17 protein-coding genes are annotated in these 23,705 nt (G+C 72.3%); 16 read left to right on the top strand and 1 reads right to left on the bottom strand.

Features of this window, described 5'->3' with window-relative positions; all coding sequences use genetic code 11:
- Positions 1-120: 120 nt before the first annotated feature.
- Entirely contained in the window at positions 121-1,044 is a 924-nt protein-coding gene (locus AC07BF_RS18510; RefSeq protein WP_363628038.1) for an RNA polymerase sigma-70 factor, read from the bottom strand.
- 142 nt (positions 1,045-1,186) lie between these two features.
- Between AC07BF_RS18510 and AC07BF_RS18505 the strand changes: the two genes are divergently transcribed.
- The 16 genes from AC07BF_RS18505 to pstC all read left to right on the top strand — a co-directional run bounded on the left by AC07BF_RS18505 (position 1,187) and on the right by pstC (position 23,669).
- A complete protein-coding gene (locus tag AC07BF_RS18505) occupies positions 1,187-1,660 on the top strand; it encodes a carboxymuconolactone decarboxylase family protein (RefSeq protein WP_363581546.1) in 474 nt (157 codons plus the stop codon).
- A gap of 250 nt (positions 1,661-1,910) precedes the next feature.
- Positions 1,911-2,699, top strand: a complete 789-nt coding sequence (locus tag AC07BF_RS18500) for a response regulator transcription factor (RefSeq protein ID WP_244293403.1) — start codon at positions 1,911-1,913, stop codon at positions 2,697-2,699.
- Positions 2,700-2,711: 12 nt separating this feature from the next.
- Positions 2,712-4,322 (top strand): sensor histidine kinase, encoded by a 1,611-nt coding sequence (locus AC07BF_RS18495; protein WP_478333600.1) that lies wholly within the window; start codon positions 2,712-2,714, stop codon positions 4,320-4,322.
- 174 nt (positions 4,323-4,496) lie between these two features.
- Complete coding sequence (locus tag AC07BF_RS18490) at positions 4,497-5,447, top strand: LAETG motif-containing sortase-dependent surface protein (RefSeq protein ID WP_478333599.1); 951 nt, start codon at positions 4,497-4,499, stop codon at positions 5,445-5,447.
- Between the two features lie 207 nt (positions 5,448-5,654).
- Entirely contained in the window at positions 5,655-6,233 is a 579-nt protein-coding gene (locus AC07BF_RS18485) for a Uma2 family endonuclease (protein ID WP_363581540.1), read from the top strand.
- A gap of 16 nt (positions 6,234-6,249) precedes the next feature.
- The gene (locus tag AC07BF_RS18480) at positions 6,250-7,614 is read left to right on the top strand and encodes an oxygenase MpaB family protein (protein ID WP_478333598.1); all 1,365 of its coding nucleotides are present in this window, start codon (positions 6,250-6,252) and stop codon (positions 7,612-7,614) included.
- A gap of 454 nt (positions 7,615-8,068) precedes the next feature.
- On the top strand, positions 8,069-9,613 hold the full coding sequence (locus AC07BF_RS18475; RefSeq protein WP_363581536.1) for a cytochrome ubiquinol oxidase subunit I: 1,545 nt from the start codon (positions 8,069-8,071) through the stop codon (positions 9,611-9,613).
- A 19-nt stretch (positions 9,614-9,632) separates the two neighbouring features.
- Positions 9,633-10,658, top strand: coding sequence for a cytochrome d ubiquinol oxidase subunit II (gene cydB / locus AC07BF_RS18470; protein ID WP_363581534.1), 1,026 nt, complete (start codon positions 9,633-9,635; stop codon positions 10,656-10,658).
- 4 nt (positions 10,659-10,662) lie between these two features.
- Positions 10,663-14,184 carry a thiol reductant ABC exporter subunit CydD gene (cydD, locus tag AC07BF_RS18465; protein ID WP_400804407.1) on the top strand — a complete coding sequence of 1,174 codons (3,522 nt, stop codon included), beginning with the start codon at positions 10,663-10,665 and terminating at the stop codon, positions 14,182-14,184.
- Positions 14,185-14,300: 116 nt separating this feature from the next.
- Complete coding sequence (locus AC07BF_RS18460) at positions 14,301-16,109, top strand: sensor histidine kinase (RefSeq protein WP_400804410.1); 1,809 nt, start codon at positions 14,301-14,303, stop codon at positions 16,107-16,109.
- A 276-nt stretch (positions 16,110-16,385) separates the two neighbouring features.
- Complete coding sequence (locus AC07BF_RS18455; RefSeq protein ID WP_400804413.1) at positions 16,386-16,817, top strand: hypothetical protein; 432 nt, start codon at positions 16,386-16,388, stop codon at positions 16,815-16,817.
- On the top strand, positions 16,807-17,211 hold the full coding sequence (locus AC07BF_RS18450) for a hypothetical protein (protein WP_363581528.1): 405 nt from the start codon (positions 16,807-16,809) through the stop codon (positions 17,209-17,211). The genes AC07BF_RS18455 and AC07BF_RS18450 overlap by 11 nt, the downstream gene beginning before the upstream one ends.
- Before the next feature lie 321 nt (positions 17,212-17,532).
- Positions 17,533-18,573 (top strand): PstS family phosphate ABC transporter substrate-binding protein, encoded by a 1,041-nt coding sequence (locus AC07BF_RS18445; RefSeq protein ID WP_363581526.1) that lies wholly within the window; start codon positions 17,533-17,535, stop codon positions 18,571-18,573.
- A gap of 212 nt (positions 18,574-18,785) precedes the next feature.
- Complete coding sequence (locus tag AC07BF_RS18440) at positions 18,786-19,370, top strand: hypothetical protein (protein WP_363628043.1); 585 nt, start codon at positions 18,786-18,788, stop codon at positions 19,368-19,370.
- Between the two features lie 312 nt (positions 19,371-19,682).
- A complete protein-coding gene (locus AC07BF_RS18435; protein ID WP_400985464.1) occupies positions 19,683-22,262 on the top strand; it encodes a hypothetical protein in 2,580 nt (859 codons plus the stop codon).
- Between the two features lie 375 nt (positions 22,263-22,637).
- Positions 22,638-23,669 (top strand): phosphate ABC transporter permease subunit PstC, encoded by a 1,032-nt coding sequence (gene pstC / locus AC07BF_RS18430; RefSeq protein ID WP_363628045.1) that lies wholly within the window; start codon positions 22,638-22,640, stop codon positions 23,667-23,669.
- The last annotated feature ends 36 nt before the right edge of the window (positions 23,670-23,705 follow it).

Here is a 23,705-nt window from a genome sequence, read left to right as displayed (position 1 = left end):
CCCTTGGTCGCTCGCTCACGGCAGAGGGGATCGCCGTCGCTGAATCGGTGCCTTTCGAGGAGTACGTCAAGGGCATTGACGCTTGATCCGAAGCAGCCGGGCCTCATGGGTGACGGCAGGTCATCTCGGCTTCACCAGGCCGATGCCGGAGACCGGGCCGAGGTGGGTGAGCTTGTCGGGGTTGGAGACGGCGTGGACGGCCTGGATGGTGCCGTCGGCGATGTGGAGTTCGAGGACGCTGGCGACGCGGCCGGAGGCGTCGTGGAGGACGGCGCCCGGGCGGCCGTTGACGGTGGCGGGCGTCAGCGTGACGCCGAGTTTGCGGTTGCGGCGGAGGCCGCCTATGAGGAGCTGGGCGACGCGGCGCAGGCCGGTGAGGGCCTTGCCGAGGGCGCGGGCCTTGCCGCCGCCGTCGCCGTGGAAGACGACGTCGGGGGAGAGGAGTCGGAGCAGGGCGTCCAGGTCGCCGCCTTCGGTGGCTTCGAAGAACCTGCGGGCGAGTTCGTCGGCCTCCGCCTTGCGCGCCCGGGTGTCGACGGCCTGGGCGGAGGGGGCGAGGCGCTTGCGGGCGCGGGTGAGGATCTGGCGGCAGTTGGCCTCGGACTTGCCGACGGCGTCGGCGATCTCCGGGTAGCCGTACCCGAAGGCCTCGCGGAGCATGAACACCGCCCGCTCGGTCGGGGAGAGGGCCTCCAGCAGGACGAGGAACGCCATCGACAACGCGTCGGCCAGCTCGGCGTGTTCGGCCGGCCCCGGGCGGTCGGCGGTGACCACGACGGGCTCGGGCAGCCACTCGCCCACGTACGTCTCCCGGCGGACCCGGGCCGACGTCAGGTGGTTGATGCCCAGCCTGGTCACCGACGTGGTCAGGTACGCCTTGAGGTTGGTGATCGTGGTCCCGGCCTGGTCGGCCCGGGTCAGACCGAGGAAGGCGTCCTGGACGATGTCCTCGGCGTCGCCCACGGAGCCCGTCATCCCGTAGGCGATGGAGAACAGCAGCGGCCGGTATCCGGTCGCGTCCGTGGTGATGGCTGATTCCGGCACTGGAACCCCTCCCTCGGTTCGCCGAGCAGGGTATCCAACGGTGCCCAGGTGGCAGTGACGCAGATCACATCCGTACCTGTCACGGCCCGCCGGGGTGCCCTGTCTCAGAGGGCACCAGCGGACAACGACAAGGGAGCACACGATGGAAGCCCGCCTGAACCCCTTCGCCAGCCAGACCATGTCCAAGTTCCTCAAGCACCTCATCGCGGCCAACAAGGTGATCGTGGAGTCGACTCTGCCGTTCGCGACGCAGGAGTTGGTGAAGCTGCGCGCCAGCCAGATCAACGGCTGCGGCTTCTGCGTCGACATGCACTTCAAGGACGCCGTGCACGGCGGGGAGGAGGCGACCCGCCTCAACCTGGTCGCGGCCTGGCGGGAGGCGACGGTGTTCACCGACGCCGAGCGCGCCGCCCTGGAGCTGGCGGAGCAGGGCACCCGCCTGGCCGACGCGGCCGGCGGGGTCACGGACGAGGCCTGGGCGAACGCCGCGCAGCACTACGACGAGGAGCAGCTCGCGGCCCTGGTGTCCCTCATCGCGATCATCAACGCCTTCAACCGCGGCAACGTCATCACCCGGATGCCCGCCGGCGGCTACCGGCCCGGTCAGCACGCCTGACCGGAGCCCCTTCCGCGGCCGGGGAGTGGTCTCCCCGGCCGCGGGCGTCGGGTTCCCGGCCGTCGGGTTCTCGGCCGTCGGTGCTTCCGGGGCGTTACCGTCCGTGCGCATACCACCCAGCCTGCGCTGGGGGCCTTGTGCTTCAAAAACCGACCGATAAGGTGTTAATCCAACATTCATCGATGCCGCATAGCCTCCGGGGGCTAGCCTCATGCCGAATGCCATCGTCCGACCAGGAGGCGAAAGCCCCGTGCAAGGCACAGTCACCACACCAGGCGGGTCCGCGGTGGCCGGCGGCCCTGGCGAGGCCTTCCTCCTCGTCGTCGACGACGAACCCAACATCCGCGAGCTGCTCGCCGCCTCGCTGCGCTTCTCCGGTTTCCGGGTCGCCTCCGCCGCCAGCGGCACCGAGGCCCTCGACCTGATAGCCGTCGAACGCCCCGACCTCGTCGTCCTCGACGTGATGCTCCCGGACCTCGACGGCTTCACCGTCGTCGAGAAGCTGCGCGAGCGGACCAACCGCGGCCAGATCGCCGGGCCCGTGCACGGCCACCCCGGCGACCACCTCCCGGTACTCTTCCTCACCGCCAAGGACGGCGTCGGCGACAAGGTCCAGGGCCTCGCCGCGGGCGCCGACGACTACGTCACCAAGCCGTTCAGCCTGGAGGAGCTGATCGCCCGGATCCGCGCCATCCTGCGCCGCTCCGGCGGGCCCGCCGAGGACGGCCGGCTCATCGTCGCCGACCTCAGCCTCGACCCGGTCGCCCACGAGGTCACCCGGGCCGGCACCCCCGTCGCGCTCTCCCCGACCGAGTTCAAGCTGCTGCACTACCTGATGGCCAACGTCGGCCGGGTGGTCTCCAAGGCGCAGATCCTCGACCACGTCTGGGCCTACGACTTCGGCGGCGACCTCTCCATCGTCGAGTCGTACATCTCCTACCTGCGCCGCAAGCTCGACTCCGGCCCGGCCCACGGCCCCAAGCTGATCCACACCGTGCGCGGCATCGGCTACGCGCTGCGCCGCCCCCCGCAGGGCTGACCGGTCCGCTCCGTGCCCGCCCGGCTCTCCACCCGGCTGTCGGTGTTCCGGCGGCGGTTCTCCCGGCTGCCCCTGCTCCGGCGGCCGTTCTCCCGGCTGTTCTCCCGGCTGTCGAGGCTGACCGGGCTGTCCCGGCTGTCCCTGCGCGCCCGGCTGCTGGTGCTCGCGCTGGTGCTGGTCACCACCGGGCTGGCGGTCAGCGACGCCGTCGTGCTCGGCACCGTCCGGGTGCAGCTGGTCGATCAACTCGACGAGCAGCTCCAGCGGTACGGGCTGCCGCTGTCCCACAAGGGCCCGGTACGGGTCGGCACCCCGGAGGCCGGGCGCCCCGCCGTCACCGGCAAACGCAGCACCCTCCCCAGCCAGTACCTGGTCCAGTACCTCTCCTCGGACGGCAAGGTGCAGGCCGTCATGCGCCAGCCCGTCTCCGACAGCGACCCGGCGCCCCAACTCGCCGGCCTCGACCCGACCCGCACCGAGCCCGACGTCCCCTTCGACCTGCCCGACCAGCGCGGCCACTACAACTGGCGGGTCCTCGTGCTGCCGATCCAGACCCCCCGGGCCCCGGCCGCCGCCAGCCCCAGCGACTACGCCTCGCCCGCCGTCACCGCGACCTACGTCATGGTGGCCGTCTCCCGCGCGGACATCGACGCCACCGTCGGCAAGCTGCGCAGCTCCTTCCTCGCGATCGGCGGCGCCGTCCTGCTGCTGATCGCCGGGCTCGGCTTCTTCGCCGTCCGGGCCGGGTTGCGGCCACTGCGCCGGATCGAGGCCGGCGCCGCCCGGATCGCCGACGGCGAACTCTCCCACCGGATGCCGGAACTCTCCCCCGGCACCGAGGTCGGGCGGCTCTCCATCGCGCTCAACGGCATGCTCACCCAGATCGAGGCCGCCTTCGCCGCCCGCGCCGAATCCGAGGCCCGGATGCGCCGGTTCGTCGCCGACGCCTCGCACGAACTGCGCACCCCGCTCGCCGGGATCCGCGGCTTCACCGAGCTCTACCGGATGGGCGCGCTGCCCACCGACGGGGACGTCAAGCGGACCATGACCCGGATCGAGAGCGAGGCCGTCCGGATGGGCGCCCTGGTCGAGGACCTGCTGGTGCTCGCCCGGCTCGACGAGGAACGCCCGCTCGACCTCGCCCCGATGGACCTGCGCACCCTCGCCGCGGACGCGCTGCACGACCTCACCGCCCTCGACCCGACCCGGCCCGTCTCCCTCACCGGCCCGTCCGGCACAGGCGCCCCCGGCGCGGCCCCCGTCCTCGGCGACGAGGCCCGGCTGCGCCAGGTGGTCACCAACCTGGTCGGCAACGCGGTCAAGCACACCCCGCCCGGCACCCCGGTGCGGATCGGGGTCGGCGGCGCGGGCGGTGTCTGCCTGCTGGAGGTCGCCGACGCCGGGCCGGGGCTCACCGACGGCCAGGCCCAGCGGGTCTTCGACCGCTTCTACCGGGTCGACGCCTCCCGCAGCCGGCACGGCGGAGGCGGCGCCGGACTCGGCCTCGCCATCGCCACCGCGCTCACCCACGCGCACGGCGGCACCCTCACCCTGGACACCGCCCCCGGCGCCGGCGCCACGTTCCGGGTCGAACTGCCCACCAACGGTGACCGGACTTCCTGACGGCATTGTCGACACGTCAATTCCCTTGCTGACCAAGCAATGGCGGGCCGATTTCATTGCCGGAATGCGGCATGGAGCGTAAAGAATCCGTGTGCCTATGATCAACGCCGTCGGGTCGTCAAGAACAGCCCGGCACACGGCTTTTGCTTTCTTTCCGACCCGAAAGGGGTCATTGTGAAACTCCGCCGTACGCTGGTCTCGGCCGCCCTCGTCGCCGCCGTGATCTCGCCCGCAGCCATGCTCTCCGCGGCACCCGCCTTCGCGGAGTCGGCTTCGACGGCGCAGACCCGGAACGACACCGGCTCGATCGCGGAGCTGGAGAAGGCCGCCGCCGCCGCGGCCAAGGCCCACCAGGCCGCCGTCGCCGCCGAGGCCGCCGGGCAGGCCGAGACCACGGCCTTCATGAACAACCCGCAGCCCTACCTCGGCAAGCTCCAGGAGGCCCAGGCCGCCGCCAAGACGGCCGCCGCGGCCCACGAGAAGACCTACAACGAAGCCGTGGAGGCCTCGGCCGCGTACCGCTCCGCGAAGCCGGAGGAACTGGAAGCGGCCAGGGTGCGGATGCTGGCGGCGTTCGACGCCGCCAACGCCGCCACCGACGCGGACACCAAGGCCAAGGCCGCCGTGACCGCCGCCGGCACGGCGCTGGACGACGCCAAGGTCGCGGCGATGCGCAAGCTCGGCGTGCTGCAGGAGGCCACCAAGACCGCGGCCGCCGCCCAGGCCACTGCGGACAAGGCCCTCGCCGAGGCCAAGGCCGCCGCCGAGAAGCCGGTCGACAAGCCGGCCGACAAGCCGAGCGAGAAGCCGGTCGAGCAGCCCGCCCCGGCCCCGGCGGAGCAGCCGGCCCAGCAGTCCGCCGCCGTCACCCCGGTCTCGGACACCACCGCGACCACCACCACCAACGGCACCGGCGCCGGCACCAAGGCGACCACCGCGAGCAGCCAGGCCAGGTCGACGACCGCCGCCCCGGCCAAGGCGACCACCGGTTCGACCACCGAGCTCGCCGAGACCGGTTCCAACCCGGCCACCCCGTACCTGGCGCTGGGTTCCGGCCTGGCCCTCAGCCTGGGTGCCGCGGCCCTCTACGTCTCCCGCCGCAAGCCGGCCCGCTCCTCCTCCTGATCCACCCGGTTCGCGCCCGCTCGGGAGGAGGGCGCGAACCCCACAGCACCCCCGAACCGCAGGGCAGGCCCCCTCCCGGCCCGCCCTGCGGTTTCGCGTTTCCCGGCCCCGAAACGCCCCGATCGGGTGAACCCCCGCCGTTCACCCGACCGGCCCCCCGGTCCTGTGCGACGGTCCAGGTGCTCACTCACGCACCGGGAGATCGCTATGGACCCTGATCAGAGGTTATGGAAGGCCTGGAAGGCCATGGCCGTCCCGAAGATCGCGCGCGCAGAGATCGGAGATGACAGCATCACCATCTCGGTCATCGGTGACCTCCGCCATGCGGCGGTGGGAGGTGGCCTCAGGAAGGCGCTGACGAAGCACCTGCGCGGGACGGGGTACACGGCGACGCAGGGCCGTTATGTGATCGCCGGTTTGAAGGCGATGAAACCTGACTTCGCCGTGGCACCGGACGACACGAAGGCGATCGAACACCCGGAGGGTGTGGGGCTTCTGGCGTCCGGGATCCCCCTTGTCGCCGAGGTCGTGTGGCCCGACTGCTACGAACGCCGTGACCAGGAATTCAAGCCGCGCGCCTACGCTTCCGCGGACATTCCGGTGTACGTGGTCATCGATGACTACGGTCACGGCGGTACCGTGACCGTACTTTCCCGCCCCGACCCCGAACGCCGTGCGTACGCGTCCTCGACCCGGATCCCGTACGGGGAGGAGGCCGTGATCCCCGAGGGCCCCGCCAAGGGGTTCGTGATCGGGCCGGAGGTCACCGGTGAGCGCCGTGGCTGATCCCGTGGTTGATCCCGTGGTTGATCCCGGCGTGTCGTTCCGGCGGGACCTGTCCGAGTGGCGGATCGCGCTGGTCGCGTGGCGGCTGCTGGTGCTGCAGGCGGCGGATCCGGTGGTGGGGGCCGGGATGGCCGAGCACTCGACGTACCAGGCGCATCCGTGGCGGCGGGTGGAGCACACGCTGGGGAGCGGGCGGCGGCTGTTCTACCAGGACGGGGAGGCGCTGCGGCGGGAGGTCGCGCGGCTGGACCGGGCGCACAAGCGGATCCGCGGGACGGCGCCGGACGGGCGGGCGTACGACGCCGAGGACGCGGCGACCCGGGCGTGGGTGCTGCTGACGCTGTTCGAGTGCGTGGTCGCGATGCGGCGGCTGGGCGGGGATCCGTACGACGCCGGTCAACTGGAGGCGGCGTACCAGGAGTTCACCGGGTCGGTGGCGGCCTTCGGGCTGCCTGAGGGTGAACTTCCCCGCAGTGCGGCCGAGTTGCCCGCGTACTTCGCCCGGGCGGCGCGCGAGCGGCTGGAGCTCACCGAGGCGGCCCGCTACCTGCTGGAGGACATGCTGCGCGGGGCGCCGCGGCCGCGTCGGCTGTGGTTCCTCGGCGACGCCGGGTGGCGGGTGCTGCGGGCGGTGGTGGCGCGGGCGATCACGGCGCTGACGGTGGCGGATCTGCCGCCGGCGGTGCGGGAGCGGTTCGGGCTGGTGCGGACGCGGCGGGCCGCGCTGCTGTCCTGGCTGCTGCACCGGGGCGCCGGCGCGGTCGTCCCGCTGCTGCCGGACCGGCTGCGCTACCGCTCCCCGGGGCAGGGCGGTGCCCCGTCCCGGTGGCGTCCGCCGCGCCGGGACGCGCGCGGGTCCCGGGTGGACCGGTTCTTCCGCGAGGTGCTGGACCAGACCGGCGACGGCTTCCTCACCGTCCACGACCTGCGGGCGATGGCGCACAACGTGTGCTGGCAGCTGGAGTTGGACGAGGCCGCCGAGGCGCGGGTGTATCAGGCCTTCGACGGCTGGTGGGAGCAGCTGCGCGCGGCGATGGACGCGAACGGCGACGGCAAGGTGAGCCGGGAGGAGTTCGTGGCGGCCACCGTCGCGGGCTGCGACCGGGATCCGGCCTATCTGGAGCAGGGGCTGCTGCCCGCGCTGCGGGCCGTGTTCACCGCCGCCGACACCGACGGCAGCGGCTTCCTGGAGGCGGACGAGTACCGGGCGGTGTTCGGTGGACCGCGCGTCCATCCGGCCGAACTCTCGCACGGGTTCCGCCAGTTGGACGTGGATGGGGACGGCCGGATCACCGTGGAGGAGTTCCTGCACGGTTTCACCGAGTTCTTCACCGCCCGCGCCGACTCCACCCCGGGCACCCAGCTCCTCGGCCGGGCGTAATGGCCGGACGTAGCCGAAGGGCGTAGCGGAAGAACGCGGAAAGGGCCAGGGCCCCCTGGCCCGGTCAGCGCCCACGCCGTCCGCGACGGCGTGGGCGCCGTCGTGTCAAGCGACGGATCGGCCAAGATCGCTCCGCCGGCTGCCCGGCCGTTCGTTGTCAGGGCCGTGGACGGCTCCGCAGACTGTCCCCACCGCCACTGCGTTCACCACTGCACCGCCGCCGCACGGCCACACACGGCCACGCCCCGCTACGTACGGCTACACACCGTTCCGAAGGTGTCAACCACACCCCGCCTGCGATTCCTTCGTAAGGATGATGGATACTGCTCCTTGTGAACGTGTTCACGTTCACAAGCGGACAAGCTTGCGTGGTTGGGCAGCGGTCTACAGCTATAGATGAAGTTTGTCCGAAACATGCCCTTCAACAGGGCCGGTCGGTTGGAGAGAGGGCGACGTGGAGCTGGCAATCGCTCACGAGACCATCGCGCGATGGCAATTCGGCATCACCACCGTTTACCACTTCCTCTTCGTCCCGCTCACCATCAGCCTCGCCGCCATCGTGGCCGGGCTGGAGACCGCCTGGGTGAGGACGAACAAGGAGAAGTACTTCCACGCCACCAAGTTCTGGGGGAAGCTCTTCCTGATCAACATCGCGATGGGCGTGGTCACCGGCATCGTCCAGGAATTCCAGTTCGGCATGAACTGGTCCGACTACTCCCGTTTCGTCGGCGACGTCTTCGGCGCCCCGCTCGCGATGGAGGCGCTGATCGCCTTCTTCTTCGAGTCCACCTTCATCGGCCTGTGGATCTTCGGCTGGGACAAGCTGCCGAAGAAGATCCACTGCGCCTGCATGTGGATGGTCGCCCTGGGCACCGTGCTCTCCGCCTACTTCATCCTGGCGGCCAACTCCTGGATGCAGCACCCGGTCGGCTACTCGATCGACCCGGCCACCGGCAAGGCCCAGCTCACCGACATTGCCAAGGTGCTGTTCCAGAACACCACCCTCACCGTGGTGGCGCACACCCTGACCGCCGCCTTCCTCACCGGCGCGGCCTTCATGGTCGGCATCGCCTCCTTCCACCTCTGGAAGGCCAAGCGCAAGCCGGAGAGCGCCGACCCCAAGAAGACCGCCGTGATGCGCACTTCGCTGCGGCTCGGCCTGGTCCTCGCCGTGGTCTTCGGCGCCGGCACCGCGCTCAGCGGCGACTCGCTCGCCAAGGTCATGTTCGAGCAGCAGCCGATGAAGATGGCCGCCGCCGAGGCCCTGTGGGACACCCAGTCGCCCGCGCCGTTCTCGATCTTCGCGGTCGGCGACGTCAGCAAGGGCCACAACTCGGTCGAGCTGGAGATCCCCGGGATACTCTCCTTCCTCGCCCACAGCGACTTCAACTCCTCCGTCCCCGGCATCAACGACACCGCGGCCGCCGAGGCCGCCAAGTACGGCGGCGACCCCAAGGACTACATCCCGAGCATCTTCGTCACCTACTGGGGCTTCCGCCTCATGATCGGTTTCGGGATGACCTCCTTCGTGGCCGGCCTGATCGGGCTCTGGACCACCCGGCGCAAGAAGTTCCTGCGCCCCGAGTTCCGCACCGGCGAGACCGAGGTGCCCCGGCTGATGCTCACCCCGGGACGGGAGATGGGTCCGTTCCTCACCAAGTGGAGCTGGCGGATCGGCATCCTGACCATGGGCTTCCCGCTGATCGCCAACAGCTTCGGCTGGATCTTCACCGAGATGGGCCGCCAGCCGTGGGCCGTCTTCGGCCTGATGACCACGGCGAACGCGGTCTCCCCCAACGTGAGCGTCGGCACCCAGATCGGCGCCCTCACCACCTTCACCCTGCTGTACGCGATCCTCGCCGTCGTCGAGGTGCGGCTGCTGGTGAAGTACGCCAAGGCCGGCCCGGTGGTGACCGAGCAGCCCCCCGCCAAGGACCCGACCCTGCGCGGACCGTCCTCGGACGACGACGCCGACAAGCCTCTCGCCTTCGCCTACTGAGGACCACAGGGGATCTGACATGCAACTCCACGACGTCTGGTTCGTACTGATCGCGGTCCTGTGGATCGGCTACTTCTTCCTGGAGGGCTTCGACTTCGGGATCGGCATCCTCACCAAGCCGCTCGCCCGCAACACCGCCGAACGGCGCGTCCTGATCAACACCATCGGCCCGGTCTGGGACGGCAACGAGGTCTGGCTGCTGACCGCCGGCGGCGCCACCTTCGCGGCCTTCCCGGACTGGTACGCGACCCTGTTCAGCGGCTTCTACATCCCGCTGCTGATCATCCTGGTCTGCCTCATCGTGCGCGGCGTGGCCTTCGAGTACCGGGCCAAGCGCGACGACGCGCGCTGGCAGCGCAACTGGGAGGAGGCCATCTTCTGGACCTCGCTGCTCCCGGCCTTCCTGTGGGGCGTGGCCTTCGCCAACATCGTGCGCGGCGTCGACATCGACGCGCAGAAGAACTACGTCGGCACCTTCTGGGACCTGCTCAACCCGTACGCCATCCTCGGCGGCCTGGTGACGCTCAGCCTGTTCACCTTCCACGGCGCGGTGTTCGCGGCGCTCAAGACGGTCGGCGACATCCGCGACCGGGCGCGGGCCACCGCCCTGCGGGTGGGCGTGGTGGCGGCGGTGCTGGCGCTGGCCTTCCTGCTCTGGACGCAGGCCGACAACGGCAACGGCCGCAGCCTGGCCGCCCTGGTCATCGCGGTGCTGGCGCTGGTCGGAGCGCTGGCGGCCAACCAACTCGGCCGCGAGGGCTGGGCGTTCATCCTCTCCGGGGCGACCATCGTGGCCGCCGTCGCGATGCTCTTCCTGGCGCTCTTCCCGGACGTCATGCCCTCCACCCTGAACGACGGCTGGAGCCTGACCGTCGCCAACGCGGCCTCCTCGCCGTACACGCTGAAGCTGATGACCATCGTGGCCGCGGTGTTCACCCCGCTCGTGCTGCTCTACCAGGGCTGGACGTACTGGGTGTTCCGCAAGCGCATCGGCGTCCAGCACATCCCCGGGCACGACCCGGCCGCCGCGCTCGACCAGGCCTGACGCCGTGAAGCCGGTCGACCCCCGACTCCTCGGGTACGCCCGCACCACCCGTGCCTTCCTCGCCGGATCCGTGCTCCTCGGCGGGGCGGGCGCGGCCCTGGTGGTCGCCCAGGCGAGTCTGATCGCCGAGATCGTCGTCCGCGCCTTCCAGCGCCAGGCGACCCTCGGCGAACTGACCACGCCGCTGCTGCTGCTCGCCCTGACGGCCGTCGGGCGCGGGCTGGTCGGCTGGCTCACCGAACTCACCGCGCACCGGTCCGTCGCCCGGGTGAAGTCCACCCTGCGGCGCCGGCTGCTCGACCACGCCACCGCGCTCGGCCCGGCCTACCTGGCGGGCCGGCGCACCGGCGAACTCACCACCCTCGCCACCCGCGGCGTCGACGCGCTGGACGACTACTTCGCCCGCTACCTGCCGCAGCTGGCGCTCGCCGTCGTCGTCCCGGTGATCGTGCTGCTGCGGATCGTCGGCGCCGACTTCACCTCGGCCGCGATCATCGCCGGGACGCTCCCGCTGATCCCGCTGTTCATGGTGCTGATCGGGATGGCCACCCAGAGCCGGATGGACCGGCAGTGGAGCACCCTGGCCCGGCTCTCGCACCACTTCCTCGACGTGGTGGCCGGACTGCCCACCCTCAAGGTGTTCAACCGGGCCCGCGCCCAGGCCGCCACCATCGCCCGGATCACCGCCGACTACCGCCGCGCCACCCTGCGCACCCTGCGGATCGCCTTCATCTCCTCCTTCGCGCTGGAGCTGCTCTCCACCCTGTCGGTCGCGCTGGTCGCGGTCACCGTCGGCTTCCGGCTGGTGGACGGCACGCTCGACCTGGAGACCGGGTTGCTGATCCTGATCCTCGCCCCCGAGGTGTACTTCCCGATCCGCCAGGTCGGCGCGCTCTACCACTCCAGCGTGGAGGGCCTGACCGCCGCCGACGAGATCTTCCAGGTGCTGGAGACCCCGCTGCCCGCCGCCGGCACGGTGCCCGCACCCGCCCTCACCGGGGCCGTCGTCGCCGTCTCCGACCTGGTCGTACGCCACCCCGGGCGGACCGAGCCCGCGCTGGACGGCGCCGCGCTGACCCTGCGCCCGGGCACCACCACCGCCCTCACTGGCCCGAGCGGGGCCGGCAAGTCCACCCTGCTCGCCGTCCTGCTCGGCCTCGTCGCCCCGGACGCCGGCACCGTCCGGATCACCGCCGACGGGCGGACCCACGACCTGGCCGCACTGGAACCGGCGAGCTGGCGGCGGCAGATCGCCTGGGTGCCGCAGCACCCGCACCTGTTCGCCGGGACGGTCGCCGACAACCTGCGGCTCTACCGCCCGGAGGCCACCGACGAGCAGCTGTGGACGGCGCTGGGGGCCGCGCACGCGCTCGACTTCGTGACCAGGCTGGACGCCCCGCTCGGCGAGGACGGCGCCGGGCTCTCCGCCGGGCAGCGCCAGCGGCTCGCGCTCGCCCGGGTCCTGCTCGCCGACGACCGGCCGCTGGTCCTCCTCGACGAGCCGACCGCCAACCTGGACGGCGCCTCCGAGGCCGCCGTCGTGGACGCCGTCCGGACGCTCGCCGAGGACCCGGCACGCACCGTGCTGATCGTCGCCCACCGGCCGGCGCTGCTGGCCGTCGCCGACCACCGGGTCCGGCTGGCGGGGGCGCCCGCCCCGGCCGCCGGCCCGGCCGCGGCTACGTCCTCCGCTGCGGCCTCCGCTCCGGTCGAGCGGCCCGCGCACAGCGGGCGGCCGACACCCGCCCCCGCCACGGCACAGGACGAGCCCGAAGCCGCCGCCACCCCGAGGCTGGCGCTGTCCGTCCTGCTCGGCGCGCTCGCCCTCGGCTGCGCCGTCGCGCTGATGGCCACCTCCGGCTACCTGATCTCCCGGGCCTCCGAGATGCCGCCGGTGCTCTACCTGATGATGGCCGTCACCTCGGTACGGGCCTTCGGCATCGGCCGCAGCGTCTTCCGCTACGCCGAGCGGCTGGTCTCGCACGACGCCGTGCTGCGCACCCTCGGCACCCTGCGGGCCGCCGTCTACCGGCGGCTCACCGCGCTCGCCCCGGCCGGGCTGCCCGCCTTCCGGCGCGGCGACCTGCTCTCCCGGCTGGTCGCCGACGTCGACGCGGTCCAGGACCACCACCTGCGCTGGCGGCTGCCGGCCGCCGTGGCGGGCGTGGTCTCGCTGGCCGCGGCGGCGGCGATGGGCGCCTTCCTGCCCGCCGCCGGGGTCGTGCTCGGGGTCGGGCTGCTGCTCGCGGGCGCGGTGGTGCCCGCCCTGGCCGCCCGCTGGTCGGCCGGTGCCGAACGGCGGCAGGCCCCGGAGCGCGGGCGGCTCGCCACCACCGTCGTCGACGCCTTCACCGGCACCGCCGAACTCACCGTGGCCGGCGCGCTGCCCGGCCGGCTCGCGGCCGTCCACGGCGCCGATGCCGCGCTCACCCGGCTGGCCGCCCGCTCGGCGGCCACCACCGCGCTCGGCACCGGGCTGATCGCGCTGCTCACCGGGCTGACCGTGACCGCCGCGGCGGCCGTCGGCGTCCAGGGGGTGCACGGCGGCGCGCTGGCGCCGGTCTGCCTGGCCGTGGTCGTGCTCACCCCGCTGGCCGCGTTCGAGGCCGTCACCGGGATGCCGCTGGCCGTCCAGGCGCGCCAGCGCAGCCGGGCCGCGCGGGCCCGGCTGGACGAGGTGCTGGAGGCCGAGGCCGCCGTCCCGGAGCCGGCCGCGCCCGCCGCGCTGCCCGAACAGCCGCTGCCGGTCGCCGCGCGCGGACTGACCGTCCGGCACCCCGGGCAGGCCGTGGACGCGCTCACCGGCGTCGACCTCGACCTCGCGGCCGGCCGCCGGATCGCCGTGGTCGGCCCGTCCGGCTCCGGCAAGACCACGCTGGCCCAGGCGCTGCTGCGGTTCCTGGAGCCGAGCGCGGGCGGCGTCACCTTCGCTGACGGCCGTCCACAGGCTGTGGACAGCCGTGCGCTCGCGGGCGAGGACGTCCGCCGGGTGATCGGACTGTGCGCCCAGGACGCCCACGTCTTCGACAGCTCGCTGCGGGAGAACCTGCGGCTGGCCCGGCCGGGCGCCACCGAGGACGACCTGCGCGCCGCGCTCGCCGCCGCCCGGTTGCTGGACTGGACGCTGACCCTGCCCGACGGCCTGGACACCATGGTCGGCGAGCACGGCGCCCGGCTCTCCGGCGGCCAGCGGCAGCGGCTCGCACTGGCCCGGGCCCTGCTCGCCGACTTCCCGGTGCTCGTCCTGGACGAGCCCGCCGAACACCTCGACCTGCCCACCGCCGACGCGCTCACCACCGACCTGCTGGCCGCCACCGAGGGCCGCACCACCGTGCTGATCACCCACCGGCTGGCCGGACTGGACGACACCACCGTCGACGAGGTGCTGGTGCTGGACGGCGGCCGGGTCGCCGAGCGCGGCCGCTGGTCGGAGCTGATCGCGGACCGGGACGGGCGGCTGCACACCATGTGGCGGCGGGAGCGGGAGGCGGACGGGCTGCTGGAACCGGTCGGGGCCGCCCGTTAGACCCGGTCGGGGCCGCCCGTTCAGCCTGGTCGGGGCCGCTCGTCGGGCCCGGGCAGGGCGCGGTTCCCGAGTCGCGCCGTCCTTCGGATGAAAAGCGTACAAACTAGGCTTTCTGCATGGACCCCACGCCAGAGCCCTCCGTCGCCGCGCCCGAGCCGACACCCCATCGGGTGCCGGAGATCGCCTCGCTCGGGCTGGACACCCTGGTCACCGAGGTCGCGGAGCGCCTGCAGTCGGCCGCCGCGGTCACCGACCGGATGCAGCGGCTGCTGGAGGCGGTGGTCTCCATCGGCGCCGGGCTCGACCTGCACGCCACCCTGCACCGGATCGCCACCGGCGCCGCCGAACTCGTCGACGCCCGGTACGCGGCCCTCGGCGTGATCGCCCCCGGCCGCACCGGCCTGGCCGACTTCATCCACGTCGGCGTCGACGACGAGACCGCCGCCGAGATCGGCGACCTGCCCGCCGGCCGCGGCATCCTCGGCGCGCTGATCGACCGCCCCGAGCCGCTGCGGCTCGCCGACCTCGGCGCCGACCCGCGCTCCTCCGGATTCCCGCCGCACCACCCGGAGATGAAGACCTTCCTCGGCGAGCCGATCCGGGTCCGCGACGAGGTCTTCGGCAACCTCTACCTCACCGAGAAGAAGGGCGGCGGCGCCTTCACCCCCGAGGACGAACAGGTGGTGCACGCGCTCGCCGCGGCGGCCGGCGTCGCCATCGAGAACTCCCGGCTGTACGAGGAGGGGCGGCGCCGGGAACGCTGGATCGCCGGCGCCTCCGCCGTCACCACGGCGCTGCTCTCCACCGACCAGGCCGAGACCGCGCTCACCGTCGCGGCCGAGCAGGTCCGGGAGCTGGCGGACGCCGCGCTCGGCATGATCCTGCTCCCGACCGAACCGACGGAGGACGGCGACGGGCAGATGCGGGTCGCCCACGCCTCCGGCGAGGCCGCCGAGTTCGTCCGGGGCGAGCTGCTGCCCAGGGAGAGCTTCGCGGCCCGGCTGCTCGCCGGGGAGAGCGTCCACCTGGACGACATGTCCAGCGACCCGACCGTGGAGATCCGGCTCGCCCGCGCCTTCGGCCCGTCGATGGCCGTCCCGATGGTCGCCGCCGGGCGGGTGCTCGGCGGACTCTGCGTCTGGCGCCCGCGCGGCGCCCTGCCGTTCACCGACACCGAGAAGCAGCTCGCCGAGACCTTCGCCTCGCAGGCCGCGCTGGCCCTGCGGCTCGCCGAGGGCCAGCGCGACCAGCAGCGCCTGGCCGTCTTCCAGGACCGCGACCGGATCGCCCGCGACCTGCACGACCTGGTGATCCAGCGGCTGTTCGCCACCGGGATGATGCTGGAGAGCGCGGCCCGGCGGTCCGTGGTGCCCGAGGTGAAGGTCGGCATCGGCAAGGCGGTGGACGAGCTGGACGCCACCATCCAGGAGGTCCGCACCACCATCTACGCCCTCCAGCACGACAACCACGGCGACGCGCCGGACACCCTGCGCACCCGGGTGCTGCGGGAGGCCAGCCAGGCCGCGGCGGCGCTCGGCTTCAAACCCTCGGTGAGCTTCGTCGGGCCGGTGGAGAGCCTGGTCGAGGAGAAGAACGGCCGTCAACTGCTCGCCGCGCTCAGGGAGATGCTCTCCAACACGGCCCGGCACGCGCGGGCCTCCCGGGTCGGCGTCGAGATCGACGCGACCGCCCACCTGGACGACACCGGCCGGCCGGTGAGCGGCGACCCGGAGTCGCTGGACCGGGGCGGGCGCCCGGGCGTGCTGCTGACGGTGACCGACGACGGCGTCGGCATCCCGGCGGGCGGGCGCCGCAGCGGCCTGCTCAACCTGACCCGGCGGGCCGAGGCGCTCGGCGGCGCCGCCTGGCACGAGACCGGACCGTACGGGAAGGGCACCATGGTCCGCTGGACGGCCCGGCTCTGAGCCCGGCCCGATCCTCCTCGGCAGTTGGCCGGTGAAAGTTAAACGAGGGAGAACTTCCCGACCAACAGCGCAAGTTGTGAACGTTCTGGGCTTTCCGTGGGTCCGTGTGCACACATAGCTTTGCACCGGTCTCGGAGGGGTAACCGGACGGGGGGAGCAGTGGACGCGTCTGGCCGCGGGAACACCGCAGCAGGGGCAAGTCGAGGCGGGTTCAGGACGGAGCGCGCCCCGGACGGGCGGTACCGCTGGCAGCTGAAGGCGCCGAACGGCCGGGTGGTGGCCATCACCGCCGCCATGTTCGAGACGCCCGGCGAGGCCGAGCGCGGCTTCGACGGATTACGCGTCGGGGCCGCCGAACTCACCGCGCGGATCACCCACGTCCGGGACGGCATCGGCTGGATCTGGGTCGTCCCCGGGTCGCGCAGCCTGCCCGAGGTGCGCTCCAGCCGCGCGTACGAGCGGTACGCGACCTGCCAGAACGCCTTCCGGCGCTTCGTCGTGCTGCTGGCCAAACAGCCCGCGCGGGACCTGCCCGTGCGGGAGCTGCCCGCGCGTGACCGGCCCGCGCGTGACCGGCCCGTTCGCGACCAAGCCGTTCGCGACCAAGCCGTTCGTGAGCGGCCTGCCAGGGAGCGGCCGGTTCGTGATCTTCCGGGCCGTGAACTTCCCCGGAACACCGTCTCGTTGAGACGCCCCGATGGCCGCTGAGGGGCGCGGCCCCCGTCTGCTGATCGTCCCCGCACCCGAACGCTGCCTGGGCTGGGCGCTGCGCGCCGCCAACGGGCGGCCGCTCGGCGTGGGCGTGCGCACCTACCGCAGCGAGGAGGAACTCGCCGAGGCGGTCCGGGTGTTGCTGATCGAGCGGGCGGCCCTTCGATGTTCGGTGGCCCAGTCCGAGGGCCGGCAGTGGGTGTGGTCCGCCTACCTGCCGGCGCGCAGCACCCGGCGGGCGGCGGTCGAGCCCGCGCCGGTGGCACGCAGCGCCCGCGGCTACCTGCGGCGCGACCAGTGCCAGGCCGGCGCCGAGGGCTTCCTGTCCGGACTCCAGTGGGTGGGGCAGGAGTTGCGGCGGGGCGGTCGGGACGGCCGCTGGCCGCTGTGAGGCGGCCGGGGCCCACGTGCAGTTCCGGTGAAGCGCAGGTTTCCGGCAACACCCCGAGTCGCCACCTGGAGAAGAACGTCACCGGCCTCCGACCACCCCCTTTCCCCTCCGCCGCGCCCGCGCTGACCAGTCGCTAAACCTCGTCGAACCGATGAGTCGACAATCCCGACCCGCCCTCGACCTCCCTTCCGGCGGAACCTCCGGGCCGGACAGGATCTGCACTGCCGGAGCGGCCGCAGCGGACGCGGCCACCGGCCCCGGGCTCCCAACCAGAGCACGGGTTCACGCGATGGACGTCTCTCCCACCGGAGGAAGAGAAACATGCGTAAGACCGCTGCCAAGCTGCTCACCGTTGCCGCCCTGGCGACCTCCCTCGCCACCGTCGCCTCGGGCTCGGCCATCGCCGACCCGGCCGCCGGTGTCACCCCGGCCGCCCAGGACATCGTGGGTGTCGGCTCGGACACCATCCAGGTCCTGCTGAACCAGTTCTCGGCCGACTACAACGCCTCCCTGGGCGCCGGTTCCACCGCGCCGCGCCTGTACAGCTGGGACGCGACCGGCACCTCGCCGATCACCACCAAGACCGGCGCCACCTCGATCGCCCGCCCGAACGGCTCCGGCGCCGGCATCAAGGCCCTGGTCGCCAACACCGGCGCGACCGTGGACTTCGCCCGCTCCTCGCGCGGCCCGGCGGCCACCGACGCCCACGGCCTGGACTTCGTCGCGCTCGCCAAGGATGCCGTCACCTGGTCCGCCCCGAGCACCGGCAACGCCCCGGCGCAGCTGACCTCCGCGCAGCTGACCGCGATCTACAACTGCACCACCACCAACTGGAACCAGATCAGCGCGAGCCTGCCGAACGCCACCATCAAGCCGTTCCTGCCGCAGGCCGACTCCGGCACGCGCTCCTTCTTCCTGGGTGCGATCGGCGTGACCACCCCCGGCGCCTGCGTCACCACCGGCCCGGAGGAGAACGAGGGCACCGACGCCAACCTGACCGACCCGAACGTCGTCTTCCCCTACTCCGTCGCCCACTACCTCGGCCAGACCGTCGGCGGCCACGGCACGGCGACCGACGCCCCCGGCAGCCTGACCCTGCGCAACATCGTGGTCAACGGCGCCACCCTGACCCCGGTCACCAACAACGTGATCAACACCAAGTTCGCCAACTCCTCCTTCGGCCGCGTGGTCTACAACGTGATCCGCGACACCGAGTGGACGGCGACCGACGCGCACGGCCAGGCGCTCCAGGCCATCTTCGGCTCCAACGGCTGGATCTGCACCGACCCGGTCGCCGCCGCCGACCTGGCGAGCTACGGCTTCCTGGCCACCCCGGCCTGCGGTGTCGCCACCCTCACCTGATCCACCCTCACCTGACTCACCCCGCACCTGATCCATCCCGCACCTGATCCACCCCGCACCATCCGGCGGCCACGGGCTTCGCGCCCGTGGCCGCCGGCCCACCGGCGGGACGTCTCGAAGGGAACGGGCCGGCTCCGGTCGGACCCGTCGGCCGGCCCTCGGACCGGTTCTCCACCCTCAGCGCGAAACCTTCCTCTCCCAAGGAGCCCAGCATGTCCCGTACCACCGGTCGGTTCCTCGCCGGCGGCGTCGCGGTCGTCCTCGCCGTCACCGCCTTCGGCGGCGTGGCCGCGGCCGACGCCGCTCCCGTCCCCACCGGCAGCGCCGTGGTGACCGAGAACAACACCTTCCTCCAGGCCGCGGCGAGAAACGGTGTGTTCATCGTTCCGCTGCCGAACGCCAGCGTCTCCTACAACACCACCGCGGGCCTGGCGACGAGCCTCCCGGTGACCGGCGGCAGCGTGAACCTGCGCGGCTACTACGGCAACGCGACGCTCGGTGGCAGCCTGCTGTTCGTCGACGTCTTCACCGGCAAGAGCGTGCTCTTCAAGCAGCTCGCGTTCAGCGCCGACGACTGGCGCCTCACCGGTGTGCCGGACGGCGCCACCGACCCGGTCCTGCTGTTCAAGCCAGCCGGCCTCCAGCGGACCGAGCAGAGCGGTACCACGCAGTCGCTGACCGCCTCCGCCCTCACCGTGGACGCCGCGGGTGCGCAGTTCCTCGACAGCAAGCTGAACACCGCCTTCTTCACGAACGGTCAGGCGGTCGGTTCCTTCGCGCTGACCGTCAACGGCTGAGCATCGCCCACCGGTTGGTCCAGGCCCGTGCCGACAGGCGCGGGCCTGTTTTTCCGTGGAGGCGTCAACTCCGCTACCGAGGTGCCGCGTTGTGGTCTCGTACACGCGCGCGACCGGATCCGGCCATCTGCGGCTGGCCGAATGGACGGGTACCGGAATCGTTGGCCGCTCGATGCCTGATCCCCTGCGCCGCGTCTCCCGGCGGCGCGCAATCGCACGGAGGTACCCGCCATGAGAGTCCGACCGCCCGACCGGAGACCTTTGGGCCGGTGGCGCCGCCGACTGCCCGCTCTCGCGATGGTGTGGTCGTCGGTGGTCGCTGTCGGCGTGCTGCCGATCGGCCTGGGGGCGCTGCCGCAGGCCGTGGCGGAGGACTCCGCCGTCACGGTGCCGGGGCCCAAGGTGTGGCAGCCGAACGAGGGCGTGTACGGCCCCGAGGGCAGTGTGAGCGTCGTGCAGACCAGGAACCTGGTCAACCAGGTGGTCCACGTCGGCTGGAAGGGGTTCACCCCGACCTCGGACGCCAACGGCGATCCCTGGCTGAACGGGCCGGCACCGCGCAGCGAGCAGCCCTTCTACCAGGTGCGGGTGTACCAGTGCCGGGGCACCGACCCCAAGGTCACCGACTGCTACGACAGCACCCTGTACAACGCCGACGCGGCGGCGGGCTTCCAGCAGAAGACGCCCGCGCCGGGGACGACCTTCCCCGACTACCCGTCGAACATGGTCGTCTCGGTCACGGGCCCGGACGGTTCGGGCTTCGCGGACATCGAGCTCTACACGGCCGACCAGAGCCCCACCCTGGGCTGTGACGACAAGCACCCGTGTTCGCTGGTCGTCGAGCCCAACTACGGTGGCGACTCGATCGCCTGGGCGGACAAGACCCGCAAGGGCGTCCTCGGCTGCGACAACCACAGCCTGGACCTGGACTTCGGCATGGCGTCCGACCTGAAGCTCAACGGCACCATCAACCGCTACACGAACATGAAGACGTCCGAGCAGTGCTCCTGGGAGCGCCGCACGGTGGTGCCGTTGGAGTTCGCCCCCACGGCGGCGGCCTGTCCGGACCAGCACGCGGCCTTCAGGGTGGCCGGACTCGAACCGGCCAAGCGGGCGATGGCGCAGTGGCAGGCCGGGCTGTGCCAGGGCACCGAGCCGATGTCGCTCACGTACGGCTTCGCGAACGGCGACGCCCAGGCCCGCACGGACTTCCTGTCGGGCGGCGGCGACATGGCGCTGGCGTCCCGGCCGGACACCCAGGCGCCGCCACCGCGCCCGTACGTGTACTCGCCGATCGCGACCTCGGGGATCTCCGTGGTGTTCGTCGTGGACGACCCGAACACCGGTCGGCAGATCAGGAGCATGAAGCTCAACGCGCGGTTGCTGGCCAAGCTGCTCACGCAGTCCTACGCCTCGCCCGGCGCCGCGATCCCGTCGGTGAAGGGCAACCCGATCTGCATCTTCGACGACCCGGAGTTCCAGAAGCTGAACCCGCTGCCCTCGGACGGCACGGTCTCCTGGCCCACGGGTTGCCTCTCGAACAACACCACCCCGACGGTGTTCGGCGGGACGGCGGACATGACGTACCAGCTGACGTCGTGGATCGCCTCGGACCCCGACGCGGTGCGCTTCCTGGACGGCGAGTCCGACCCGTGGGGCATGCACGTGGACAGCTTCTACCTGCGCCCGGCCTTCTCCGGCTACCCGACCGACTCCCTCGTCCGGCAGGACTCCTCGGGGATCCCGGACGCGAAGGAGGACGCCAAGCGCAACTGGAAGCAGTTCGAGTGGAACCCGATCTCGACCGGGCTGAACGACGTGGTGCGCAAGGTGCTGTGGAACCAGCCCAACTGCGTCAACGGGGACACGAAGTCGGACGGCTCGCACGACCTGTGCCCGCCGCTCAAGATCGGGAAGCGGACGCTGTTCGCGATCATGGACACCGGTGAGGCGAAGGCCTACTCGCTGCCCGAGGCCCAACTGCTCAACCCGGCCGGCGGTTTCGTCTCACCGGACGGCCCGGGCTTCCAGGCGGCCGTCGCCGACATGACCGTCGACCAGGCCACCGGCGTGCAGTCCCTGCCGTACGGCGCGTCCGACTCGGCCCTCTCGCGTGACCAGAAGGCCTACCCGCTGACCGCCGTGCAGTACGCGATGCTCCCGACCAAGGACGTCGCGGCCGGCAAGGTGGCCGCGATGACCAAGTTCATGCGCGCGGTGACCACCACCGGCCAGGTCTACGGGTACGAGCCCGGCCACCTCGCCCCCGGCTTCCTCGCCCTGACCGCCGCCCAGCGGACCCAGGCCGGGGACGCGATCAGCCACCTGGAGGCGCAGGACGCCAAGCTGCCCGGCAACCAGGCCGCGCCGCCGAACCCGCCCGCGACCGGCGGCGACGGTTCGACGCCGGCCTCCGGTACGGGGGGTGGGCAGGGCGTCGCCCCGGTCACCCAGGTCGGTGAGGGCGGGGCGTCCGGCGGGAGCGGGGCCGCGGCCTCCGGCGAGACCGGGGACCAGGCGTCCGGCGGGTCCGGCGGGTCCTCCACCGGTGGCCTGTCCGGCACCGGTGCGGGCTCCGCGTCCGGTGGAGCGGGAACGGCGGCCGGTGGAACTGCGGCGGGTGGAGCGGCGGCGGGTGCCGGTGCCGGTGCCAAGCCCGGCGCGACGCCCAGCACGCCCGGCAAGCCGCTGTCCGCCGCGCCCGTCGCGGCCGGTACTCCGGCGCCCGACCGCTCCGGCGCCGCGCGGCTGCTCCTGCCCGTCGCCCTGATCGGCGGCCTGGTGCTGCTGGTCGGCGGTCCGGCGGTCCTCTTCCTGGGCGGGACGCCCGCCGGGGCGCGGGCGCTGGCGGAGGTGCGGAAGGGCTGGTCGCGGTTGCGCCGCCGCCCGTGACGGACTGACGCGGGGACACAACAGAATCACCGAAGCACGACTCGGCGGGGCCGCCGTTTCGGCCCCGCCGAGTCGTTTTCGCATGGCTGAAGTCGCTTGGAGCCAACGCGCGTTGCGTCTGGGATGGAATCGGCCAATGGTCCGGCCGCGCGTGATCGAAGGCAAATACCTTTCACATCAGAGGACTTGGGTGAGAAGCCCCAGCACGGACATGTCATTCGCCGGTCCGGTCCGGCCATTCGGAGTTCCCAACTCCGCCACCGAGTTGCCGCGTTGGGCCCTCGTACACACGCACGACCCGATCCGGCCACCTGTGGCTGGCCGAATGGGTACGCACCGGATCCGTCCCCCGCACCCGAGCACGGAGAGCAGACCATGACATCCGCCGCCGAGCCCGCGGCACCGTACGCCGGGGTGCCAGGCCAACCCGGCCACGGGCCCGACCGGGACGTCCCGCGCACCATCACCGCCCCCGCGACCCCGGGCGACCGGGTGTTCCGCGGGGTGCTGCGGGTCGCCGGGCTCTCAGTCTTCGCGATCATGGGGATGATCGCGTTCTTCCTGGTCCTGCGGGGCACGGACGCGCTGCGCGCGGTCGGCTGGTCCTTCCTGACCGAGCAGAAGTGGCAGACCGCCGCGCACAACTTCGGCATCGCGGCCGTCCTGCCGAACGGCCTGCTGATCGCCGTCATCGCCCTGGTGATCGCCGTCCCGGTCGCCCTCTTCACCGCGATCTTCATCTCCGAGTACGCGCCGGTCCGGTTGCGGGCGGCGCTGATCTCGCTGATCGACCTGATGGCGGCGATCCCCAGCATCATCTACGGCCTGTGGGGGCTGTTCTTCCTCCAGCCGCGCATCATCGGCTTCGTCCGCTGGCTGACCAACCACCTCGGCGACACGATCCCCTTCCTCAAGGTGCGCACCGGCGACATCGGCACCTCCTACACCTCCTCCACCTTCATCGCGGGCGTGGTCGTCGCGTTGATGATCATCCCGATCGTGACCTCGCTCAGCCGGGAGGTGTTCTCCCAGGCCCCGCAGGGCGAGCGGGAGGGCGCGTACGCGCTGGGCTCGACCCGTTGGGGGATGGTGCGCGCGGTGGTCCTGCCGTTCGGCAAGGGCGGGGTGATCGGCGCGATCATGCTGGGCTTCGGCCGGGCGATGGGGGAGACGATCGCGGTCGCGCTGATCGTCTCGCCGAGCTTCAAGACCATCACGCACATCCTGGAGAACGGCGCCAACTCGATCTCGGCGCTCATCGCGCTGCGCTTCGGCGAGTCGGACGCGCTCTCGCTCTCCGCGCTGATGGCAGCCGGCCTGGTGCTGTTCGCGCTGACCCTGCTGGTCAACGTGGCAGCCGGCTTCGTGATCAACCGGTCCCGCTCCGGGGCCTCCACCGCGGACTGAGGCGGCGTACCGACATGACCCACCGCGTCGAAGGGA

Source organism: Kitasatospora sp. NPDC043950, from assembly GCF_056435345.1.
The sequence above is the reverse complement of the archived record's forward strand: the minus strand, read 5'-3'. Positions and strand labels throughout refer to the sequence as shown.

Bases quoted from the DNA above. Each gene is read 5' to 3' on its own strand.
- AC07BF_RS18450 (WP_363581528.1), top strand. From the start codon at position 16,807: ATGGCCGCTGAGGGGCGCGGCCCCCGTCTGCTGATCGTCCCCGCACCC.
- AC07BF_RS18505 (WP_363581546.1), top strand. From the start codon at position 1,187: ATGGAAGCCCGCCTGAACCCCTTCGCCAGCCAGACCATGTCCAAGTTC.
- AC07BF_RS18440 (WP_363628043.1), top strand. From the start codon at position 18,786: ATGTCCCGTACCACCGGTCGGTTCCTCGCCGGCGGCGTCGCGGTCGTC.
- pstC (WP_363628045.1), top strand. From the start codon at position 22,638: ATGACATCCGCCGCCGAGCCCGCGGCACCGTACGCCGGGGTGCCAGGC.
- AC07BF_RS18485 (WP_363581540.1), top strand. From the start codon at position 5,655: ATGGACCCTGATCAGAGGTTATGGAAGGCCTGGAAGGCCATGGCCGTC.
- cydB (WP_363581534.1), top strand. From the start codon at position 9,633: ATGCAACTCCACGACGTCTGGTTCGTACTGATCGCGGTCCTGTGGATC.
- AC07BF_RS18460 (WP_400804410.1), top strand. From the start codon at position 14,301: ATGGACCCCACGCCAGAGCCCTCCGTCGCCGCGCCCGAGCCGACACCC.
- AC07BF_RS18445 (WP_363581526.1), top strand. From the start codon at position 17,533: ATGCGTAAGACCGCTGCCAAGCTGCTCACCGTTGCCGCCCTGGCGACC.